Raw genomic sequence first — 22,548 nt, forward strand, 5'->3', positions numbered from 1 at the left:
ATCCAGTAGCGGGCGGCGTGCCCAGGAGATTGGCCAAAACGCCCATCTCTTCGTCATCCACGGGCGGAGCAAGGAGCGCAGCGACGCGGCGCAGACGCGAGGATCCATTCCGTGACATTCGAGTGTCGCGGCCGTGCAGAATTCTGCTCCGTTGCATTCCCCGGCCGACGTAACGGAATGGATTCTAGGGTCTCCGCGACGTCGCTTCGCGACTGCTTCGCCCTAGAATGACGAAGTTCGGAGGTATCGAACAATCGCGAGCGTTTGCGACGATCCTCGTCCTGGCGTCAGCCGACCTTTCCACCCAAATGAGCCTTCAGCGCCATCTGGGCGAGGCTCGCCTGCCGGTCGCGGTGGGTGATCATGGCGAAATCGCGCTTCGGCAGATCGACCGGCACTGACCGCAGGCTGCCCTCCGCCAGGGAGCGCGCGACGACGAGCTCGGAAATGATGGTGGCGCCGGCGCCGGCCTCCACCGCCTGACGCACGGCCTCGTTGCTGGGCAGTACGAGAAAGATCTGCAGCTCCGCCGGCGCGACGCCCTCACTGCGCGCAAAATCCTCCAGCGCCTCGCGCGTGCCCGAGCCGCCTTCCCTGATGATCCAGCGCAATGCCCTGATGTCGAGGTTTCCTGCCGGCGTCATCGGAATGTCCGGATGCGAGCGCGCCACCACCAGCATGGGGCGATCCTCGTCGACCGTGGCGCGCCGCAGGATGTCGGACTCGGTGCGTCCCTCGACGAGGCCGAAATCGGCCCGGCCGTCCAGCACATTGGCCTCCACCTGTCGGGTGTTGCCGATGGTGACGCTGAGGCGCACCGCTGGATAGGCTTCGTGGAACGCGGCCAGGCGCCGCGGCAGCCAATAGCTGGCGATGGTCTGGCTCGCCGATATCGACAGGCTGCCGGTAACGGTCTGAGAGACATGCTCCAGCACGTTGTGAGCGGCCGCAGCGCGCTCGAGGACCGCCTTGGCCTCGGGCAGGAACCGATGGCCGGTCTGCGCCAGCTCGATGTTGCGGCCGACGCGGTTGAACAGGCGCACGCCATGCTGGCTTTCGAGCGCGCGGATGGCCGCCGAGGCGGCGGACTGGGAGATGCCTAGCAGTTCGGCCGCCTTGGTCATGTGGCCGTGTTCGGCGACGGCGACGAATATGCGCAACTGATCGAGGGTCATGGCCAACTAAGAAGCAAAACCGATCGGAATTACAAGCACCGCTTGTTAGACAGATCAATCTCTTTGTTCTAACTTTTTGCCAAAGCTTGGAAAAAATTGGCTGTTCTACAGCCAAGGTTGGAAATGATCGGGCGCTTCAAATCCCTTTTCGCGCATTGGAGCCGCAGGCTGAGGCGGCAGTTGGCCGGCGAGCGCTACCATCCCGAGCTCCACTATATGCGCGGACCAGGGCCGAAGACGAAAGCCAGGATGGCGAGCGGTAAGAGCGCTCGCGGATCATGAACAGCGGCGCGCCGCGCGGTGCCAATTCCGCACCCTCCCAGCAGCCGCTGGCCGACAGCCAAGCGCCCAACGAGGGCGACGGCGTCGATACCGCGCCGAGCGTTTCCGATCGCATCGCCAAGACCACCTGCTACATGTGCGCCTGCCGCTGCGGCATCGACGTCCACATCAAGGACGGCAAGGTGCGCTACATCAACGGCAACAAGGACCACCCGGTGAACCGCGGCGTGATCTGCGGCAAGGGCAGCGCCGGGATCATGCAGCACTACAGCCCGGCGCGGCTGAAGAAGCCGCTTCTGCGCACTGGCCCGCGCAGCTCAGGCGAGTTCCGAGAGATCGAGTGGGACGAAGCGCTCACAATCGCCAGCGAGCGGCTTTCGGCGATCCGGCGGACCGATCCAAAGAAACTCGCCTTCTTCACCGGGCGCGATCAGTCGCAATCGCTGACCGGCTGGTGGGCGAGCCAGTTCGGCACGCCGAATTTCGCCGCCCATGGCGGCTTCTGCTCGGTCAACATGGCGGCCGGCGGTCTCTACACGATCGGCGGCTCGTTCTGGGAGTTCGGCGAGCCCGACTGGGACAACACGAAATACTTCATGCTGTTCGGCGTCGCCGAGGACCATGATTCCAACCCGATCAAGATCGGCCTCGGCAAGCTCAAGGCGCGCGGCGCCAAGGTCGTTTCGATCAATCCGTGCCGCACAGGCTACAACGCGATTGCCGACGACTGGATCGGCATCCGGCCGGGCACGGACGGCCTGTTCGTGTTCGCCATCGTCCACGAACTGCTGAAGGCCGGCCGCGTCGATCTCGATTATCTGCTGCGCTACACTAACGCCGCAGTGCTTGTGACTCAGGAGCCCGGCGCGGTCGATGACGGACTGTTCGCGCGCGATGATGCCGGCAACCTGCTGGCTTGGGACAGGGTGGCGAAGGCGCTGGTCAACGCAACCGACCCCGAGGCAAAGCCGGCGCTGACCGGCAACTACACGGTCAATGGCAGCCGCTGCGTGCCGGTGTTCCAGCTCATTGCAGAACGATATCTGGACGAAAGCTATTCGCCGGATGCGGTGGCAGAGCGCTGCGGGGTCAGCGCCGATACGATCCACCGGATCGCGGCGGAGCTGGCGCATGTCGCTTTCGAGCAGGCGATCGAACTGCCGGTTGCTTGGACCGATTGGGCGGGCCGGCGTCACGAGACGATCAAAGGCCGGCCTGTCTCGATGCACGCCATGCGTGGTATCTCGGCCCATTCCAACGGTTTCCATACCTGCCGCGCCATCCATCTGCTGCAGGTGCTTTTGGGCACGGTGGACGTTCCCGGCGGCTTCCGGTTCAAGCCGCCCTACCCCCGTTGCGCGCCTCCGGGGCCAAAACCCGCTGGAAAAAATGCGCGGCCGATGGCGCCGCTGGACGGCATGCCGCTCGGCTTCGTGTGCGGGCCGGACGACCTGCTCGTCGACGAGGCCGGCCGCCCTACCCGCATAGACAAGGCCTATTCCTGGGAGGCGCCTTTAGCCGCGCACGGCCTGATGCACTCGGTCATCCGTAACGCCTGGGCCGGCGATCCTTATCCGATCGACACGCTGATGATGTACATGTCGAACATGGCCTGGAACTCGTCGATGAACACCGTCGAGACCATCGCCATGCTGACCGACAAGGATTCGTCGGGCGCGTACAAGATCCCCTTCATCATCTATTCCGACGCCTATTATTCCGAGACGGTGCCGTTTGCCGACCTGGTGCTGCCCGACACGACCTATCTCGAGCGGCATGACTGCATCAGCCTGCTCGACCGGCCGATCAGCCATGCCGACGGGCCGGGCGACGCCATCCGCCATCCCGTCGTGCAGCCGGACCGCGACGTGCGGCCGTTCCAGTCGGTGCTGATCGAGCTTGGCGCGCGGCTCGGCCTGCCCGGCTTCGTCACCGAGGACGGCTCGGCGAAATACCGCGACTATGCCGACTACATCGTCAACCACGAGCGCGCGCCCGGCATCGGCCCGCTCGCCGGCTGGCGCGGCAAGGACGGAAGCTCGATCGGCAAGGGCGAGGTCAATCCGGACCAGCTGCAGCGCTACATCGACAATGGCGGCTTCTGGCACCACGATTTTTCCGACGACCAGCGCTACTACAAGATGGGCAACCGCGCCTATCTCGATTTCGCCGTCCAAATGGGCTTCATCGCCAAGGCGGAGCCGATCGTCTTCCAGCTTTATTCAGAGCCGATCCAGCGCTTTCGCCTCGCCGCGCGCGGCCATGGAAAAGCGCAGCCGCCGAAGGCCGAACGCGACCGCATCGAGAGCTATATGGACCCGTTGCCGTTTTGGTACGCGCCTTTCGAGGACGAGGCCGTCGATCTGCAAAAATACCCACTGCATGCCCTGACGCAGCGACCGATGCACATGTACCATTCCTGGGGCTCGCAGAATGCGTGGCTAAGACAAATCACCAGCCAGAACCGGCTGTTCGTGCATTCGCAGACCGCCGCCAATCTCGGCCTTGCCGATGACGACTGGGTGTGGATCGAGAGCATCAACGGCCGGGTGAAAGGCCAGATCAAGCTGATCGATGGCGTGAACCCCGACACGGTGTGGACCTGGAACGCGATCGGCAAGCGCCGCGGCAGCTGGGGCCTGAAGGACGATGCCGCGGAGAGCAACCGCGGCTTCCTGCTCAACCACATCATCGGCGACCAGACCTCTGCCGATGCCAATGGCAGGCGCTATTCGAATTCCGATCCGGTCACCGGGCAGGCGGCATGGTTCGACGTGCGCGTGCGCATCGCCAAATGCGCGGCGGAAGAAGCAGGATTCACCGAACCGCAATTCGAACGTTTTGCCCAGCCGCCCCAGTTCGAGCCGCCACCGGATGTGCTTCGCTTCGGCGCAGAATTCCGCATGAAGAGGGAAGCCGCCGAATGACCTGCCTTCCCGCCCGGACGGAGAAAAAGCTTGGCCTCGTCATCGATCTGGACACCTGCGTCGGCTGCCAGGCCTGCGTGACCGCTTGCAAGGAATGGAACACAGGCGGCCATATGGCGCCGCTGACAGACACCGATCCCTATGGCGCACATGCCGACGGCGTCTGGTTCAACCGTGTGCACGCTTATGAGCACACGACCGAGATGGGCGGCCGTACGGTGAATTTTCCGCGCTCCTGCCTGCATTGCGAGCAACCCGCCTGCGTCACCGTCTGCCCGACCGGCGCTTCCTACAAGCGCGTCTCGGACGGCATCGTGCTGGTCGACGAGGATAAATGCATCGGCTGCAAGCTGTGCAGCTGGGCCTGTCCCTATGGCGCGCGCGAGTTCGACACCGATGTCGGCGTGATGAAGAAATGCACGCTCTGCGTCGACCGCATCTACAACGACAATCTGGCCGAGGAAGACCGGGTGCCGGCCTGCGTCGCGGCCTGCCCGACCAGCGCCCGGCATTTCGGCGATCTGGGCGATCCGGCCTCCGCCATCTCGCAGTTGGTTGTCGAGCGCGGCGGTGTCGAGCTGATGCCCGAGCTTGGTTACAAGCCGACCAACAAGTACCTGCCGCCGCGCGCCCGCAGCGAACGCGCGGCGAAAGTGGACGCGCCGGCGCTGGAGCCTATCAAGACGGAAGGCGGCTTTCTCGGCTGGATCGACCGCATGCTTTCGAACTAGCTTCAGCCGATCATGCATCCCGCCTTTTCCGTCATCTTCTTCACCACCGCGACCGGCGCCGGCTACGGCCTGCTGGCGCTGCTCGGCCTGCTTGGCGGGTTAGGTTTCATCCAACCCGGGTTCTGGCTTGGGCTCGCCGGCATGGCGCTTGCGCTCGGCCTGATCGCGGCCGGCCTGCTCACCTCGACCAGCCATCTTGGCCGGCCCGAGCGCGCCTGGCGCGCCTTCTCGCAATGGCGCAGCTCCTGGCTGTCGCGCGAAGGTGTGGCCTCGGTCGCGACGTTTGTACCTGCCGCGTTGTTCGGCTTCGGCTGGGTGCTTCTCGGCCACACCGGCGGCTGGGTGGCCATCGCTGGCCTGCTGGCGGCGGCCGGTGCAATTGCAACGGTCTGCACGACAGGCATGATCTATGCCTCGCTCAAGCCGATCGCGCAGTGGCACAGCCGTTATACTTTGCCGGCTTATCTTATTTTCTCGGCGATGACCGGCAGCGTTCTCGCCAACGCCCTGCTCCAGGGTTTCGCCGTGGGCTCGACGGCGGTGTCGACCGGAGCGCTGCTCGCCACGCTTGCCGGCTGGGCCTGGAAGCTGGCGACCTGGCGATACAACGACCGGCTGGAGATCCCGACCACTGCCAATACGGCGACGGGGCTGGCCGGCGGCACGGTGCGGTCGATCGAATGGCCGCACACGGAAGAAAACTACCTGCTCAAGGAGATGGGATTCCGCATCGCACGCAAGCACAGCGCAAAGCTAAGGCAGATCGCGCAGAGCCTGGCTTTCGCCGCCCCGGCTGTCTTGCTTGCTATTGCCCTTGCCTCACCATGGCCCTTCGCGGCGATTGCATCGGCGCTTGCGGCCATCTCCCAATTTGCCGGCATGCTGGTCGAGCGCTGGCTGTTCTTCGCCGAAGCGAAGCACACCGTCACGCTCTACTATGGCAGATAGAGGCGGCTTCAGCCCGGCCGCAGCATCGAGCCGGAGATGGCGAAAATGCGCTCGGCGCCCAGCATATAGGCAACAAGCGTTTCCAGCCGGAACAGGCCGGCATAAGCGCGGTCGAGCACGTTGAGCGAGCCGGTATAGGCGCCGAAGGCCGGCATGATCATGCGGCCGCCATCGCCGGCGAAGCAGCGCCGCCTGACCGAGCGGCCGCGCTGCACGATGCGCGCGCAAGGATGGAGATGGCCGGCGATTTCGCCCTCGACCCTTGCCTTCGAGGGCTCGTGCCGAAACAGCAGCGTGCCAATGGCGAGTTCCTTGACCGTCTCGCCGGGCAAGTCGGCGGGCGCATCCGGATCGTGGTTGCCGGCAACCCAGAACCAGTCGCGGCCGGCCATCATCGCCTCCAACCGTTCGCGGAAGCTCGAATGCATGCGCTCGGCGCCACCGCCGTCATGAAAGGAGTCGCCAAGGCTGACGACGATCCGCGGCTGATAATCGGCGATAACTCCCTGAAGCCGCAGCAAGGTGGCGCCCGTGTCGTAAGGCGGGATCAACGCACCGCGCCTGGCGAAAGAAGAGCCTTTTTCGAGGTGCAGGTCGGAGACCGCGAGCAGCCGCAGATCGGGGAAATAGAGAACGCCACGCCGGTCGCAGACCGCGCGCTCGCCGGCGATGCCGACAAGGTCGGCCTCGGCGATCAGCGTCGCGCGCGACAGCGAAAAATTCATCCCCTCGTGGCCCTCTCTCAGTCGGTTACGCTCGGCCGCCCATCGCCTCTTCGACCAGATCGGCGGCCTCCATCAACAGCGTGTCGTTGGCGCCGCCATTGACCGATTCCTTGCCGATCTCCAGCATCACCGGCACCGCCAGCGGCGAGATCTGGTCGAGATGCTTATGCACGATTCGACCGCGCACGCGCGAGAGCATCTCGCCAAGTCTGCTGACATCGAGCAGGCCGGCCGAGGCGTCGGTGCGTGTTGCCTGCAGCAGGATATGGTCCGGCTCGTGGCTGCGCAGCACATCGTAGATCAAGTCCGCCGAGACCGTCACCTGGCGGCCGCTCTTTTCCTGTCCGGGGTAGCGCTTCTCGATCAGCCCGGCGATGACGGCGCATGTGCGGAAAGTGCGCTTCAGCATCCAGCTGTCGTTCAGCCAGGCCTCGAGATCGTCGCCCAGCATATCCTCGTCGAAAAGTGCGGCCAGCGACGGCTTCTTCGCCTTGAACAGCGCCGCCATATCGTCCAGCGCCCAGACGGCCAGCGAATAGTCGGTGGCGACGAAGCCGAGCGGCCGTGCATGCGCTCGCTCCAGCCGGCGCGTCAAAAGCATGCCGAGCGTCTGGTGCGCGAGCCGGCCTTCGAAGGGATAGGCGACCATGTAGTGACGGTTGCCGCGGGGAAAGGTCTCGATCAGGAGATCGCCACGCTTCGGCAAGACGGACCTCTCTTTCTGTATCCGCAGCCAGTCTGCGACCTGCTCGGGCAAGACCTTCCAACGACCGCTGTCGGCCAGCATGCCGCGCACCTGCTCAGCGAGATAGGTCGACAGCGGGAATTTGCCGCCGGCATAGGACGGCACGATGATGTTGGCGCCGGCGCCGTTGGAGACGACGCACTCGTTCTCGCGGATACCTTCGAAGCGCAGCACCTTGCCGGCGAACAGGAAATTGTCGCCGGGGCGCAGCGTCTCGGCGAAATATTCCTCGATCTTGCCGAGCACGGGCCCGCCGCGGCCGGCCATGCCGCGGCCTTGCCGGACATAGCGGATGTTGAGTTCCGGCATCTCGACGATGGTGCCGACATTGAGCCGGTATTGCTGCGCGACACTTGGATGCGAGATGCGCCAGAGCCCGTCCTTGTTGCGGCGGATGCGGGCATAGCGCTCGTAGTTCTTCAGCGCGTAGCCGCCGGTGGCGACGAAGTCGACGACGCGGTCGAAGGTCTCGCGCTCCAGAGCGGCATAGGGAGCCGCAGTTCGAATCTCCTCGAACAGATGGTCGGCGTCGAATGGTCCGCCGCAGGCGACGCCCAGCACATGCTGGGAGAGCACGTCGAGCGCGCCCTTGACCAGCGGCGGCGTGTCCTGCGCGCCGAGATAGTTGGCGTCGAGGGCTGCGCGGCATTCCAGCACCTCGAAGCGGTTGGCAGGGATCAGGATCGCCTTCGACGGCTCGTCCATGCGGTGGTTGGCGCGGCCGATGCGCTGCGCCAGGCGGCTGGCGCCCTTCGGCGCGCCGACATGCACGACCAGATCGACATCGCCCCAGTCGATGCCGAGGTCGAGCGTCGAGGTGGCGACAATGGCGCGCAGCGCATTGTCGGCCATCGCCTTCTCGACGCGCCGGCGCTGGCCGACGTCGAGCGAACCATGATGCAGGGCGATCGGAAGCGAGTCTTCATTGGCCCGCCACAGCTCCTGGAACAAAAGCTCGGCCTGGCTGCGCGTGTTGACGAAGAGAAGCGTCGTGCGGTGCTGCTTTATCGCCTCGTATATCTCTGGAATGGCGTAGCGGGCCGAATGCCCCGACCACGGCACGCGCTCGCGCGAGTCGAGAATGGAGATGTCGGGCTTGGCGCCGCCGGCGACAGTGATCAGCCCGGCCATGTCGGGGTTCTTTGCGTTTTTGGGAGGATTCTGCGCAACCAGCCAGCGCCGCAATTCATCCGGCTCGGCGACGGTTGCCGACAGACCGATGGTCTGCAGCTCGGGAACGAAGGTGCGCAACCGCGCCAGGCCGAGCGCCAAAAGATGCCCGCGCTTCGACGTGACGAGCGAATGCAATTCGTCGAGCACGACATAGCGCAGGTCCTCGAAGAAACGTTTTGCATCGTTTCCAGCAATCAGCAAGGCGAGTTGCTCGGGGGTGGTGAGCAGGATGTCGGGCGGCGCCAGTTTCTGCCGCTGGCGCTTGTGCGAGGGCGTGTCGCCGGTGCGAGTCTCGATGGTGACCGGCAAGCCGATCTCCTCGACCGGCTTGCCGAGGTTGCGCTCGATGTCGACGGCCAGCGCCTTGAGGGGCGAGATGTAGAGCGTGTGGATGCCGCGATGCGCCTGGCCGGGTTTGCGGCGCGGCCGGTTGGCCAGGTCGGTCAGCGAAGGCAGGAAGCCGGCGAGCGTCTTGCCGGCGCCGGTCGGCGCGATCAGCAGCACCGATTGTCCACCTTGCGCCTTCGCGAGCAGTTCGAGCTGGTGGACGCGCGGCGACCAGCCTTTTGCGCCGAACCATTTGACGAATGGCTCGGGCAGGAGAACGGCGGCATTCTGTTCGGCAAGGCGCGGCTGCTCTGTCACGCGCCAGAGGTAGCGCGACGGCAAGCAATCGCCAAGAAAAATCGGAACAAAAGGGGATCAGGCGCCTTGTCCCCTTCTCCCCCTGTGGGAGAAGGTGGATCGGCGCGATAGCGCCGAGACGGATGAGGGGTGTTCCAGCGAAGTGAGACGCTGGCTTTCCCTGGAGCACCCCTCATCCGTCGCCTTCGGCGACACCTTCTCCCACAAGGGGAGAAGGGGAAGCTGGCGCTACGGCCTGCGGAACCCCGTCGGACCGCCATAGAGATAACCGATCCGCTCGACCGCCTCTTTCAGGCCCTCGCGCGAGACCAACATGGTGTGGCCGTTGGCGTGGATCATGTCTTTCGCGTCGGTCATGACGGCGACGTGGCCCTTCCAGAAGACGAGGTCGCCGCGCTGCAGCCCGGAAAAATCGGGACCCGGTTCGAACGGCGTGCCGATGCTCGCGGCCTGCATGTCGGAATCGCGCAGCACATCCCTGCCGATCATGCGCATCGCAAGCTGCACCAGCCCGGAGCAGTCGATGCCGAAGCCGGAAACGCCGCCCCACAGATAGGGTGTGCCGAGAAAGCTCTCGGCCACCGTGACGTAGTCGTCGGCAAGGTCGGCGACCAGCCGCAGATGGCGGGCGATGATCGCCTGGCCGGAGGGCAGCAGCGCGTAATGCGTGCCGCGCGTTTCGGCGGAACCGGTGACCGTCACCGTCGAGCCCATCGACAATTGGCCGCTGATCGGGAAGCGCAGGTCGGGCCCCGGATAAAGGAAGGTGCGCGGCACGCAGACGATGTGGGTCGGCGCATGCTCGCGAGCCCCAAGAACATTGTCGGCGACATAGCCGACATAGCCGTCGCGCTCGGCCTGCACCCAGGCCCAGCCTTCCGCGTCCTCGAAGACAAGCACGTCGTCGCCGAACAGCGCCTGGGTGTTGACGCCGGCATCGGGGCGCGGCGCCTTGCGCAGGTCGGCGACGGAAGTCGTGATCCGCGCCGGCCGGCCGGCAACAAAGCGGTCGGCGGCGACCTCTCCTTTCAGCCTGGCATCGGCGAGATCGGAACGAAAGGCGTGAAGGCGGGCATCCCTGGCGGTCAAATCGATAACTCTGCTTGATTGAGCATGATCTTATCCGAAAACCGGTTCCCACTTTTCGGGATCATGCTCTAGATTGGTAATTCGTGCGCCCGGTCAACGATACCATCGCCGAAGCGCTCGACAAAGAGCGCGCCTTCGACCGTGCGCCGGATGAGCACGTTGCGCTTGTCGAGCTCGTCGCGGTGGCGCGAGACCAGCTTCAGCGCGCCCATCGTGTCGAGCGCCCTGGTGATGACCGGCTTGGTGACATTGAGCCTGGCGGCCAGACCGCGCACCGTGTGCGGCGGCGGGTCGAGATAGATGGTGAGCAGGATCGCCGTCTGGCGCATGGTGAGATCGGGCGCGCCGTCGCGCACCTGCGACAGCAACACCTGCTGCCACAGTCGCAAGGCCTGGCTCGGGCGCATCGAGATCGACATGGCGTAATCATGACGGCAAATTGTTTCGCTTCCGTTTCAGTCCACGGCGTTTTGCCGGCTTCTCGCCGAGTATTTGTTTTAGGCAATTCCGGACGGAAAACCGCTTCAGACTTTTCCTGGAATTGCGCTCTTGTCTGACGCAACTCCGGACAGAAAACCGCTGCGCACTTTTCCTGGAATTGCTCTATCCGAACCTTGTCGAAATGATCCGCTCCAGCGCGCGAATGCCTTGAGCCTCGCCACCTGTCAGGCCGTGCGGGCGGTCGGCAGGATTCCAGGCAAAAATGTCGAAATGCGCCCATGCCGGCGTTCTCTCGACGAAGCGCTTGAGGAAGAGAGCTGCGGTGATCGATCCGGCAAAACCATCCGTGGTGACGTTGTTGATGTCGGCGATCTTCGAGGTAAGCTTTGCATCGTAGGGCCGCCACAAGGGCATGCGCCACAGCGGATCCTCGACGGCGAGCGAAGCCTCAGCCAGATCGGCGGCCAGCGCCTCGTCGCCGGTGTAGAAGGGCGGCAGATCGGGACCGAGCGCGACACGGGCGGCTCCGGTCAGCGTCGCCATGTCGACCAGCAGGGCCGGCCTTTCCTCGTCGGCAAGCGCCAGCGCGTCGGCCAGGACCAGGCGGCCTTCGGCGTCGGTGTTGCCGATCTCGACCGTGATGCCCTTGCGGCTCCTCAGCACGTCCCCCGGCCGGAAGGCGTTGCCGGCGATCGAATTCTCGACCGCGGGGATCAGCACACGCAGCCGGACATTCAGTCTCGCCGCCATGATCATGGAGGCGAGACCCAGCACATTGGCGGCGCCGCCCATGTCCTTCTTCATCAACAGCATGCCCGACGACGGTTTGATATCGAGGCCGCCGGTGTCGAAGCAGACGCCCTTGCCGACCAGCGTCACCCTAGGCGCGTCGCTCGGTCCCCATGTCATGTCGATCAGCCGCGGCGCGCCGGCCGAGGCGCGGCCAACGGCGTGAATCATCGGGAAATTCCGCACCAGGAGATCGTCGCCCTTGACGACGGAGACGTCGGCGCCGTGGTCGGCGGCCAATGCCTGGACGGCCTCCTCCAGTTCAGCCGGCCCCATGTCGCTCGTCGGCGTGTTGACGAGGTCGCGCGCCAGGAACACGCCCTCGGCGATGCGGCGCACATGCGCGCCGTCGGTGCCCGGTGGCAGCGCGAAGCGCAACGCCTTGCCCGGCTTCTTGCCGTAGCGGGTGAAGACGTAGCCGCCGAGGACGAGCGCCAGCGCCGCAAGATCGGGCGCGGGCAAATCCTGGGCAAAATGCCATTCGCCTTCGGGCAGCGATCTCGCCAGGGCGCCGACGGCAAGCTGGCTCTCGCCGTCGCCGATGCCGAACAGCGCGCCGGCGAGCGCGCCACCCTCGCCCGGCAGGATCAGGGTCCGGCCTGCCTCGCCGGAAAAGCCGTTCGCCCGGGCCCAGGCAATTGCCGCTGGCGCGAGGCCGGCTTCTTCAAGACCGTCCTTTGCCACCAGATGAACCGGCAAGGCGTTCTCAGGTTTGCGTTCGACAAGTTCGACGGCCATTCGACAGTCTCCGACTCAAGGTTTGTTCTCGTTTCCACTGACAGAGGCGTCGCCGGTGGGCAAGTGACAGCGTGGGTCCGAACGCGGTTGCCTCCGAGAAGTTGGTCGTTTCCCTGACCAGGGCCTCGCCTACACGAAGGAACTTCAGAGGCCTTCTTAACCGTCCGTTAGGGTTAACAGAATATTTCTGCGGGAGGGAAGACGGCCAGACAATGGCCGCGCAGGAATGGAGACCAGCGCCGATGCCGATCAAAGCGTTGAACGTCGCAGGCAAACGTCTGATCACCGCGGCATTCGTGGCAGCGCTGGCGGCCAGCGTGGCGGGCTGCGGCAGCACCAGCAAATTCACGACGGGCTCCATTTCCCGCTCCGACAACAGACCGCTGGAAACAATGTCGGCCAGCGAATTGCACAGCGCCACCACCAGACTTGGCGATTCCTATGCCAGGAGCCCGAACGACAAACGCATCGCCACGAATTTCGCCGCGGCGCTGCAGATGGATGGCGACGCCGACCAGTCGCTGGCCGTGATGCGCAAGCTCGCAATCGCCTACCCCAAGGACCGTGACGTGCTCGCCGCCTACGGCAAGGCGCTGGCCGCCAACGGGCAGTTCGAGCAGGCGCTCGATGCAGTGCGCCGCGCGCAGACGCCGGAATATCCGGATTGGCGCCTGGTTTCGGCGGAAGCCGCGATCCTTGACCAGATGGGGCAGCGGGACGAGGCTCGTCAGGACTATCGAAAGGCGCTCGAGCTCAAGCCGAACGAACCTTCGATCCTCTCCAATCTCGGCATGTCCTATGTGCTGGAGGGAGATCTGCGCACCGCCGAAACCTATATGCGCTCGGCCGCCCAGCAGCCGGCAGCCGACAGCCGCGTGCGGCAGAACCTGGCGCTGGTCGTCGGCCTGCAGGGCCGCTTCGACGAGGCCGAGAAAATCGCCTCGCAGGAGCTTTCGCCCGAGCAGGCGCAAGCCAACGTCGCCTACCTGCGCCAGATGCTTGCCCAGAAGAATACCTGGAGCCAGCTCAAGGATCAGGACAAGGATAAGGTCGCGACCAACTGACCGCGCTGCCGCGGCAATCCATCTCCGCCAACCAACGAAAAGCCGCGCGGCACCCGCCATGCGGCTTTGTCATGACCTCAACAGCTTCGCCTACTCGCTGCTGGAATTGTGCTGGTCGCCGAAGATGCCGCGCTGGCTGACCTGGATGCCGGCCGGCCCCAGAATGATGGCGAACAGAACCGGCAGGAAGAACAGGATCATCGGCACGGTGAGCTTCGGCGGAAGTGCCGCGGCCTTCTTCTCGGCCGCGTTCATGCGCATGTCGCGGCTCTCCGAGGCCAGCACGCGCAGGGCATGCGCCACCGGCGTGCCGTAACGCTCCGCCTGAACCAGGGCCTGGGAAACCGACTTCACCGATTCCAGGCCGGTGCGGCTTGCCAGGTTCTCATAGGCGACCTTGCGGTCCTGCAGATAGGAGAGCTCGGCGTTGGTGAGCACGAATTCCTCGGCGAGCGCCACGGACTGGGCGCCGATCTCGTCGGCGACCTTGCGAAGCGCAGCTTCCACCGACATGCCGGATTCGACGCAGATCAGCATCAGGTCGAGCGCGTCCGGCCATGCCAGTTGGATCGACTGCTTGCGCTTGGTCGCGCGGTTGTTGACATAGAGGATCGGCGCATAGAAGCCGCCATAGGCGACCAGAACGCAGACGAACAGCTTGATGAAGGCAGGTTGTTGCGGCAGACCGCCGAGAAGGAAGACGTAGATCGCCGCCAGCGCGAAACCGATGAAGGGCAGGATCAGGCGAAAGAACAGGAAGCGCGTCAGTGGATTCTGGCCGCGGAAGCCCGCCACTTTGAGCTTCTGCAGCGTGCCTTCGTCGGCAAGCGCGCGCTTGAGGTCCAGCCGTTCGACGATGTTGCGCATGCCGATCGACTGCTCCTCGCGCAGGCCCTTGCGGCGGCGGTCGGCTTCGCTGGCGAGGCGCGCACGCTGCTTTGAACGCAGCTCGTCACGTTCGAGCGCCACGCTTTTCATGCGCGCCTTGAGCTGATTGCCGCCAAGCGCCGGCATGAGCGTGAAGACGGTCGCAAAAACCGCGATGCCGACCAGGAGCGCGATAAGAAAGGAAGGATCGGTCAGCGTCTTGACGACGTGGTCTGTCATGGGTCCGCGCCCCTACACTTCGAAATTCATCATCTTGCGCATCACCAGGATGCCGATCGACATCCAGACGCCGGAGCAGCCGAGGATCAGATTGCCGACGCTGGTCGTGAACAAAGGCATGATGTAGTTCGGGCTAGAAAGATAGACCAGGAAGGCGACGACGAACGGCAAGGCGCCGATGATGACGGCGGATGCCTTCGCTTCCATCGACAGCGCCTGCACCTTGGCCTTCATCTTCTTGCGGTCGCGCAGCACGCGCGAAAGATTGCCCAGCGCCTCGGAGAGATTGCCGCCGGCCTGCGACTGGATCTGGATGACGATGCCGAAGAAGCCCGCCTCGGAACAGGGCATGGTCTCGGACATGCGCAGCGTGGCATCGGGGATCGACAGACCCATCTGCTGGGAATCGACGATGCGGCGGAACTCGGCCCGAACGGGTTCGGGAGATTCGTTCGCGATCAGGCGGATCGCATCGTTCAACGGCAGGCCGGACTTGACCGCGCGCACGATGATGTCGAGCGCGTTCGGGAATTCCTCCAGGAAAGCCTTCACCCGGCGCGCGCGGCGAAACGACACGAACCAGCGCGGCAGGCCGAAGGCGCCCGCCAGGAGAGCGCCAGGCAGGACCAGCAATGGCGCACCGGCGAGATAGACGAGAAAGGTAAGCACGATCCCGCAGATCACCGAGTAGATGTAGAAACGCTCGATGGAAACCGTCATGCCGGCCTGGCGGATCTGGGCCTTCAGCGGCGGCTTCTTGATGTTGCGGTCGTTGGATTTCTGCTTTTCATCGAGCTGCTTGAGCGAATCCTGGAGGCTTTTGCGCCGCCGGACCGCTTCCGCGGCCCGGTCGCGCGAAGCCTTCACCACCGACCGGTCGGTCTCGGCCGCCTTGATCGTCTCAAGCCGCTTGCCGGCCTGCTTTTCGTTATCGATGCGCTTGAACAGGAAAGCATAGGCCACCGCGCCGGCGCTTAAGCCCGCAAGCACAACGAAAGCCAGAACCGTGGTGTCAATTCCGAACATCGACCGGGATCCCTAGGGCATTTCGCCGTTTCACAGAAACGGCGAACCGCCCATTTCTTCGTTTAGACGCAATTCCGGACGGAAAACCGCTTCACACTTTTCCTGGAATTGCTTCAGACCTCCAGATGCATCAGTCAGCGCGTTTCTCCATGGCCTCGAGCGCATTGGCCAGACGCTGCTCCTCGCCGTAGTAGCGGGCACGATCCCAGAAATGCGGCCGGCCGATGCCGGTGGAGACATGCTCGCCGATCAGACGGCCGCTCGAGTCTTCGCCCTTGATGTTGTAGAGGACGAGATCCTGGGTGATGATGACATCGCCTTCCATGCCGATCACCTCGGTGATGTGGGTGATGCGGCGCGAACCGTCGCGCAGACGGGCCGCCTGGATGATGACGTCGACCGAGCCGACGACGATCTCGCGCACCGTTCTCTGCGGCAGCGAATAGCCGCCCATGGCGATCATCGATTCAATACGGTTCAGGCATTCGCGCGGGCTGTTGGAGTGGATCGTTCCCATCGAACCGTCATGGCCGGTGTTCATCGCCTGCAGAAGGTCGAACACTTCCGGACCGCGCACCTCGCCGACGATGATGCGTTCGGGCCGCATGCGCAGGCAGTTCTTGACGAGGTCGCGCATGGTCACCTCGCCCTCGCCTTCGAGATTGGGCGGCCTGGTTTCGAGACGGACCACGTGCGGCTGCTGCAGCTGCAGCTCGGCCGAATCCTCGCAGGTGATGACCCGCTCCTCGCGATCGATGTAGTTGGTCAGGCAGTTGAGCAGCGTCGTCTTGCCCGAACCGGTACCGCCCGAGATGACGACGTTGCAACGGACGCGGCCGATGATCTTGAGAATCTCCGCGCCTTGCGGCGAGATGGCGCCGAACTTGACCAGCTGGTCGAGCGTCAGCTTGTCCTTCTTGAACTTGCGGATGGTGAGCGCGGTGCCATCGAGGGAGAGCGGCGGCGCAATGACGTTGACGCGCGAGCCGTCGGGAAGACGCGCGTCGCAGATCGGGCTCGATTCGTCGACGCGGCGGCCGACCTGGCTGACGATGCGCTGGCAGATGTTGAGGAGCTGCTGGTTGTCGCGGAAGCGGATGCTGGTCGGTTCGACCTTGCCGTTGACCTCGATGTAGACGTTCTTGGAGCCGTTGACCATGATGTCGGCGATGTCGTCGCGGGCGAGCAGCGGCTCCAGCGGCCCATAGCCAAGCACGTCGTTGCAGATGTCCTCGAGCAGCTCTTCCTGCTCGGAGATCGACATCGCGAAGTTCTTGATCGCGATGATGTCGTTGACGATATCGCGGATTTCCTCGCGCGCGCTTTCCGGATCGAGCTTGGCGAGCTGCGACAGGTCGATCGTGTCGATCAGCGCGGAGAACACCTGGCTCTTGGTGTCGTAGTAGGTCTCGCTGCGCTCGCGCTGGACTCTTCTCGGCGGCTCGGGCGCCATCGGCGGTGCTTCCACCGGACGGCGAACGGGGGGCGCAGCGGGCGTGCTCGGCGCCGGCGCGGCCGGCCGATCGAGAGCCATCGTCCCGGTCGGAGCGGGAGCGGCGGGAGGAGGTGCCGGCGGACGGAATTCGGGAGCTGCCCGGCTGCCGTCGTCTGTGCCTCTTTTACCAAACATGATCGACTATCCGATGCCGCTTTGCGAGCGTCACTTCTTGTTGCGCGAAAGCTTGCCGAGGATGGAGCCCAGGCCTGCCTTCTTCTTCACCTTGATTTCGCTGCGCCCGGTCAGCACATGCGCGATTTCGTTGATCGTGCCGACGACCGGGCTCTTGGCGTCCATCTCGCCAAGCATGCGGCCGTTGTTGGCCGCGTTGCCGAACAAAAGCGGCTCGAAATTGATCACCGCCATGGGCGTGATGCCGAGCGGTTCGGAAAAATCCGATGCCGCGATCTCCGGCCGTTTCGGAACACCTGCCTGATTGATGATCAGCTTCGGTGGCGGGTCGTTCGGACGCAGGCGCTTCAGCATATCCACCATATTCTTGGTGTTGCGCAGATTGGCGAGCTCGGGCGTGGCCGTGATGACGATCTCATCGGCCTTGATCAGCGTGCTCTTCGTCCAGCCGCTCCAGACGTGAGGGACGTCGAGCACAAGCAAAGGGGCGCTGCGCTGCGCCGTTTCGATGACCTGGGAGAAGGCGTCCGGATCGAAATCGTAGACGCGCTCGAGTGTGGAGGGTGCAGCCAGCAGAGACAAATGTTCGGCGCACTGCGCGAGCAGCCGATCGAGATAGACCTCGTCGACGCGTTCGGGCGAAAAAACCGCCTCGGCGATGCCCTGCGCGGGGTCCTGGTCGAAGTTGATGTTGGCGGTGCCGAAGGCGAGATCGAGATCGGCAACGACGACTTCAGACTTGAACAATGACGACATCGCCCAGGCGACGTTGTGGGCGATCGTCGAGGAGCCGACGCCGCCCTTGGCGCCGATGAAGGCAATGGAGCGGCCGATCGGATCGGACTCGGGATCGACGAAGATCGACGACACGACGCTGACGATATCGGTCATCGAGACCGGCGCGATGACATATTCGGAAATGCCGGAACGGATGAGCTCCCGGTAGAGGCCGACATCGTTGTAATGGCCGATGACCACTACCTTCGAGGACGGATCGCAATATTCGGCGAGCTGAGTGAGCTGTTCGAGCAGCTGTTTCGGCTCGCTGCGCGATTCCAGCAGGATCAGGTTGGGTGTCGGCGCCGACTGGTAGAATTCGATCGCGGTGGCGATGCCGCCCATATGGACCTTGAGATGGGCCTTGGCCATGCGGCGATCCTCGCCGGCACGCTCGATGGGGCTGGCGACGCCCTCGGTCTCGCAGAAGGCCTGGATGGAGATGCGCGGCACCGGGCGCAGCGCCTGCATGGCGGCGATGTCCTGTTGCGAAAGATCGCCGGTATCTGCGGGCGTGTCGTAGGCAAGATTGCTCATCGTCATGCTCTTTCCGTCATCCGGCGCGGCTCAGAACGTCACTTCCGAATTGCCAAGGAACTCGTCCGAAATGCCTCGGCCACGATAGACATCGATCACATTGCTGCGATTTTCGGCATCGATGTCGGACTGCTTGCGCGGCCCGATCAGATCGTTGGGATTGGCCATCTGGGCTGCAAGGTTGTTCTGGTAGGAACAGCCGAAGTCGGCGTAATGCTTGTTCTCCGACGTCTCCGCGAGGTCGTCCGGCCAACGCCCGCATTTGTCGGTCTGGGCCCTCACCGCGACAAAGGCGACGCGCACCGGCGCCGAGGCCTCCGGCACGGCAGACTGATAGGATGTCATGACGATCCGGTTGCGCTTGACACCGGCAGCCATTGCCAACCTGGCGAAATCGCGGCTGGCGGCGGTGGCGGCGGCCTGATTGGCCGATCCGACGGGGGTCGCGATCGTCAACGTCGGCGCGGCGCTCCTGTCATAGCTATCGAGAAAACCGAGCAGCGTGTCGCGTTGAGCGCCGGTCATGCCGCGATCGCCGGCGCCGACCGGCAGATCGATCTTCTGGTTCTTCTCGGCGATCACGATCGGATGGTTCGTGCGGTAATCATCCGGGATGGCGCCGACCGTCACGCTGTCGCTGTGCCAGTTGGCGCAGCCGGCGAGCGACGCCGCAAGCGCGATCGCCAGGGCCGGGACGACAGACCGGCGGATGCGCTCCCGGCCCGATCCTGTCGTCGCGATCGTGATGGCCTTATATGCTGACTGAGACATGTCCGCTTTCCCGCTCACTTGTAGATGAAGCCGACCACGCCGTGATAACGGCCGGGTGGCCTGTCGGTCTGCATGGTGCCGTAGACGCGGTTGACGCGGCCAAGGAACATGCCGGCGCCGTCGCTCGGCGGATTGAAATTGTCGTCGGGCTTGGCTAGTTCGTTGCGCGCCACCGGCCTTGCCAGGTAAGGCGTGATGATGATGACGAGCTCGCTCTCGTTGCGCACGAAGTCCTTGCTGCGGAACAGCGCGCCAAGCACCGGGATCTTGGCCAGGCCGGGCAGCCCTGAAACAGCCTGGCGAACGTCGTCGCGGACGAGGCCGGCAATCATCATCGATCCGCCCGAAGGCAATTCGACGGTGGTGTCGGCCAACCTCTTGCGGAGCGACAAAATCGTCATGCCGGGCGTGGTGCCTCCGCCTTCGATGGTCGCCGAACCTTCGGTGGTCGGCTCCGAAACTGCGGTTCTGACCTTGAGGCTTATACGCCCGGCCGACAGCACGACCGGCTGGAACTCGAGACCAATGCCGTATTCGAGTTTGTCGAAACTATATGTGGTCAGGCCGGTCTGGTTGTCAGTCGACACGTTGCTCGAGCGACCGCTGACCAGATTGTATTCGCCGCCCACCTTGAATGTCGCCTTCTCGCCAGAAACGGCGGTGAGGGTCGGCTCCGCCAGCGTCTTCATGACGCCGCTTTGCTCCATGGCATTGATGTAGGTCTGGATGCCGTTTCCGACGGTGTCTCCCAGCGCCAAGCCGGTTGACTGCGAAATCGGCTTGCCCAACCCGAAGGCGGGAGAACTTGCCGTGCTGAACGAAATGCCGTTGGCGCTGCCGCTGCCGATCATGTTGACGCCGAGCTGCTTCATCACCGAGCGGCTGACTTCCGCCACCGTCACCTTCAGCGTCACCTGATCGTCGCCGACGATCTGCAACAGATTGACGATCTTGGAGACCCGGCGCTCCTGGTCGGGATTGTTGATGTCGACCCCGCCGTTGGCCGATCCGCCGGCGGCTGTCTGCGAATATTGGCCGGTCGTGGCTTCACCGCCCGAGACGAAGATGGTCGCCAGATCGACGGCGCGCTTGGCGTCGAGCGGCGTGTCCACCATGCCGGTCAGGATCACGTTGTCGTTCAGCAGCTCGACCTTGATCTCAGAGGACGGAAGGAAGCGCTTGAGGTATTCTTCCAGTCCGGCAACGTCGCGTTCGACCGCAAGATCGAGGCTGGCGATCTGCTCGCCGTTGGGGCCGAAGACGAAGATGTTGGTTTCGCCGACCGCCTTGCCGAACAGATAGATGCGGCGCGCCGTGCGCGTCACCGCGTCGGCGACCGCCGGGTTGGCGACGAGGATGTCGTAGGCGTCGCTCGGCAGATCGATGACCACCGACTTGTTGAGACCGAGCTTGACGCGCTGCGTGGCGACCGAGGCCGTCACGCCTGTCGCCCTGTTCGCGGCCTTGGCCTCGACGAGGCCGGGCGCGTTGGCGCCGAGCAGGAACAGGCCGATTGCCGCCGCCGCCATGACCGGCAGTTTGCCGTTTAGCCTCATTTCCTTGCTCCCACTTCGGAAACTTCGCCTGACTTGATCAGCCGCACCGTGCCGCGCCGGCCATTGCCGTTCACCAGATAGTCGGCCTCGCCCGGGCTTTTCTCATTCGCGTCGACGATCGGGCGCAGCGCCAGTGTCAGGCGGTCCGCCATCTGCTGCGCCACGGTGATGATCTCCGCCTGCTGCGGCGTCAGCTCCAGCGTCGCGGTCTGGCCGACCCTGGTCTTCTTGCCTTCCTCGTCTTCCTGGATGGTCTGGTCGATGGCCAGGACTCGGATGTTCTTGAGGATGGTCTCGGTGTTGAAGCCGCTGCCGCCGTTGCCGGTGTCGGCGCGCCGGGTCATGATGACGTCGACGAAATCATTGGGCAGGATGAAGCCGCCCGCCGATGTATCGGCCGATATGGCGGTCGCGACGGCGCGCATGCCGGACGGCAGGATCGACGACATGAAGCTCTGCCCCTCGCCGACCAGCTTGGAGCGCCGCAACGGCTCGCCGGTATACATGGCCACACGCGCCACCGAGCCCTTGAGCTTTTCGACCGCGTCCGGCTCGGCGGCACGGGTGATGAAATTGGCGTTGACGCCGCTGGCCGGCCATTGCTCCCAGCTGATGTTTTTGCCGAGCTGGCTGCCCATGCCGACATCGCCGGAAAGCACCAGCACATCCTGCAGCGCGATCGCCGGCTGCTTGGGAGCGTCGAGGACCACCTGGGGCGGCGGCGCCACCACCATGTTCTTTGCGACATAACCCGCGCCACCCGCCGCGGCCACAGCCACGCCCAGAATAATCAGTCGGGATGCTGGCATTTCGTCCGAACCCTTCGCCTCAAGGCAAACCACCTCGCCAGGTCGGACTTTGCAGTTGCAATCGTCAAAACAAGGTTAATGTAATGCTTACGATCGTGATTAATTTAAGGTTTACTCAAATTGGACGGAACCGCTTGCCGTTAACGAAAAAAGGCGGCCACGCCGCCTCGAGAACTGCCCTTGTCAGGAAAACGAGTCAGGCGGTGAGCCTGTCCAGCGCCCAGACCATCAGCGGAGAATCCGGAAAGGTGAGGAGCCCGCCGAGACCAAGCGCGACGCCATAGGGAATGCCTACGCTCTCATCGGCAAAATGGCGCAGAAAACGGCTGTGGCCGGTATAGGCAGCAAGCGGCGATTTCCGATAGGCCAGAATGGCAATCGTCAGCATGCCGCCGATCAATGTCGAGGTCACCAGATAGCCGACAAGACTGATGTTGAGCCCCATCCACACCGCGGTCGCCGCCAGAAGCTTGGCATCGCCGCCGCCCATGCCGCCGAGCGCGAACAGGCCGAAGGTCACCGCCAGCACCAGGGCACCAGCCGCGAAATGCCCGCCATAGGTTGCCCAATCCATCCCGGTCAACGGAGCCACCAGGGCGAACGTCGCCAGGAGCAGCACCGGCACGCGGTTGGCGATCGTCATCGACAGCATGTCGGAGATCGCCGCAAACAACATGCAGAAAGGAAAGACGACGAAGATTACAGCTTCAAGCATGGAGGTGGCGCCTGGGGTGGAACTTCCGCTTCAGGTAGACATGCCTCATTAACGATTGATGAGGACGAACGGTCAAAGTCTCCATGCGAAGGAGAAATACAGAAGAAGAAGAAGGGCCGCGGAGGGCGGCCCTTCTTTCCAAGACAAT

18 protein-coding genes are annotated in these 22,548 nt (G+C 64.1%); 4 read left to right on the forward strand and 14 right to left on the reverse strand.

Annotated features, from left to right (window positions below; genetic code table 11):
• Positions 1-287: 287 nt before the first annotated feature.
• Positions 288-1,175: a LysR substrate-binding domain-containing protein gene (locus AC4FWB_RS14570; protein ID WP_491026829.1), complete on the reverse strand. Its 888-nt coding sequence runs from the start codon at positions 1,173-1,175 to the stop codon at positions 288-290.
• A gap of 278 nt (positions 1,176-1,453) precedes the next feature.
• On the opposite strand from AC4FWB_RS14570, the gene AC4FWB_RS14575 reads away from it, so the two are divergent.
• The 3 genes from AC4FWB_RS14575 to AC4FWB_RS14585 are packed head-to-tail and all read left to right on the forward strand — an operon-like array spanning position 1,454 to position 6,063.
• A complete protein-coding gene (locus AC4FWB_RS14575) occupies positions 1,454-4,384 on the forward strand; it encodes a molybdopterin oxidoreductase family protein (protein ID WP_491026830.1) in 2,931 nt (976 codons plus the stop codon).
• Complete coding sequence (locus AC4FWB_RS14580) at positions 4,381-5,115, forward strand: 4Fe-4S dicluster domain-containing protein (protein WP_491026832.1); 735 nt, start codon at positions 4,381-4,383, stop codon at positions 5,113-5,115. Before AC4FWB_RS14575 ends, AC4FWB_RS14580 begins: the two co-directional genes overlap by 4 nt.
• A 12-nt stretch (positions 5,116-5,127) precedes the next feature.
• Entirely contained in the window at positions 5,128-6,063 is a 936-nt protein-coding gene (locus tag AC4FWB_RS14585) for a dimethyl sulfoxide reductase anchor subunit family protein (protein WP_491026834.1), read from the forward strand.
• A gap of 8 nt (positions 6,064-6,071) precedes the next feature.
• Here AC4FWB_RS14585 and pdeM read toward each other — a convergent pair whose 3' ends face one another.
• From pdeM to AC4FWB_RS14610, 5 genes are all read right to left on the reverse strand, one after another.
• The gene (gene pdeM / locus AC4FWB_RS14590) at positions 6,072-6,788 is read right to left on the reverse strand and encodes a ligase-associated DNA damage response endonuclease PdeM (RefSeq protein ID WP_491026835.1); all 717 of its coding nucleotides are present in this window, start codon (positions 6,786-6,788) and stop codon (positions 6,072-6,074) included.
• Positions 6,789-6,813: 25 nt separating this feature from the next.
• Positions 6,814-9,351 carry a ligase-associated DNA damage response DEXH box helicase gene (locus AC4FWB_RS14595; RefSeq protein ID WP_491026996.1) on the reverse strand — a complete coding sequence of 846 codons (2,538 nt, stop codon included), beginning with the start codon at positions 9,349-9,351 and terminating at the stop codon, positions 6,814-6,816.
• 228 nt (positions 9,352-9,579) lie between these two features.
• On the reverse strand, positions 9,580-10,440 hold the full coding sequence (locus tag AC4FWB_RS14600) for a C40 family peptidase (protein WP_491026836.1): 861 nt from the start codon (positions 10,438-10,440) through the stop codon (positions 9,580-9,582).
• 68 nt (positions 10,441-10,508) lie between these two features.
• The gene (locus tag AC4FWB_RS14605; protein WP_059185013.1) at positions 10,509-10,859 is read right to left on the reverse strand and encodes a MarR family winged helix-turn-helix transcriptional regulator; all 351 of its coding nucleotides are present in this window, start codon (positions 10,857-10,859) and stop codon (positions 10,509-10,511) included.
• 184 nt (positions 10,860-11,043) lie between these two features.
• The gene (locus tag AC4FWB_RS14610) at positions 11,044-12,408 is read right to left on the reverse strand and encodes a leucyl aminopeptidase family protein (protein WP_491026838.1); all 1,365 of its coding nucleotides are present in this window, start codon (positions 12,406-12,408) and stop codon (positions 11,044-11,046) included.
• A gap of 242 nt (positions 12,409-12,650) precedes the next feature.
• Between AC4FWB_RS14610 and AC4FWB_RS14615 the strand changes: the two genes are divergently transcribed.
• Positions 12,651-13,472, forward strand: a complete 822-nt coding sequence (locus tag AC4FWB_RS14615) for a tetratricopeptide repeat protein (RefSeq protein ID WP_491026839.1) — start codon at positions 12,651-12,653, stop codon at positions 13,470-13,472.
• 90 nt (positions 13,473-13,562) lie between these two features.
• Here the strand turns inward: AC4FWB_RS14615 and AC4FWB_RS14620 are convergent, their stop codons facing one another.
• From AC4FWB_RS14620 to AC4FWB_RS14655, 8 genes are all read right to left on the reverse strand, one after another.
• Entirely contained in the window at positions 13,563-14,579 is a 1,017-nt protein-coding gene (locus AC4FWB_RS14620; RefSeq protein WP_491026841.1) for a type II secretion system F family protein, read from the reverse strand.
• 12 nt (positions 14,580-14,591) lie between these two features.
• A complete protein-coding gene (locus AC4FWB_RS14625) occupies positions 14,592-15,605 on the reverse strand; it encodes a type II secretion system F family protein (RefSeq protein ID WP_491026842.1) in 1,014 nt (337 codons plus the stop codon).
• Between the two features lie 130 nt (positions 15,606-15,735).
• On the reverse strand, positions 15,736-17,235 hold the full coding sequence (locus AC4FWB_RS14630; protein ID WP_491026844.1) for a TadA family conjugal transfer-associated ATPase: 1,500 nt from the start codon (positions 17,233-17,235) through the stop codon (positions 15,736-15,738).
• A 30-nt stretch (positions 17,236-17,265) separates the two neighbouring features.
• Positions 17,266-18,549 carry a CpaE/TadZ family protein gene (locus tag AC4FWB_RS14635; protein ID WP_491026846.1) on the reverse strand — a complete coding sequence of 428 codons (1,284 nt, stop codon included), beginning with the start codon at positions 18,547-18,549 and terminating at the stop codon, positions 17,266-17,268.
• Between the two features lie 30 nt (positions 18,550-18,579).
• Entirely contained in the window at positions 18,580-19,320 is a 741-nt protein-coding gene (locus AC4FWB_RS14640) for a CpaD family pilus assembly protein (RefSeq protein WP_491026848.1), read from the reverse strand.
• Positions 19,321-19,334: 14 nt separating this feature from the next.
• Positions 19,335-20,876: a type II and III secretion system protein family protein gene (locus AC4FWB_RS14645; RefSeq protein ID WP_491026849.1), complete on the reverse strand. Its 1,542-nt coding sequence runs from the start codon at positions 20,874-20,876 to the stop codon at positions 19,335-19,337.
• Complete coding sequence (gene cpaB, locus AC4FWB_RS14650; protein WP_491026850.1) at positions 20,873-21,685, reverse strand: Flp pilus assembly protein CpaB; 813 nt, start codon at positions 21,683-21,685, stop codon at positions 20,873-20,875. Before cpaB ends, AC4FWB_RS14645 begins: the two co-directional genes overlap by 4 nt.
• Before the next feature lie 196 nt (positions 21,686-21,881).
• Positions 21,882-22,400 (reverse strand): A24 family peptidase, encoded by a 519-nt coding sequence (locus AC4FWB_RS14655; RefSeq protein WP_491026851.1) that lies wholly within the window; start codon positions 22,398-22,400, stop codon positions 21,882-21,884.
• Positions 22,401-22,548: the final 148 nt, after the last annotated feature.

Source organism: Mesorhizobium sp. LEGMi-168a (assembly GCF_058312955.1).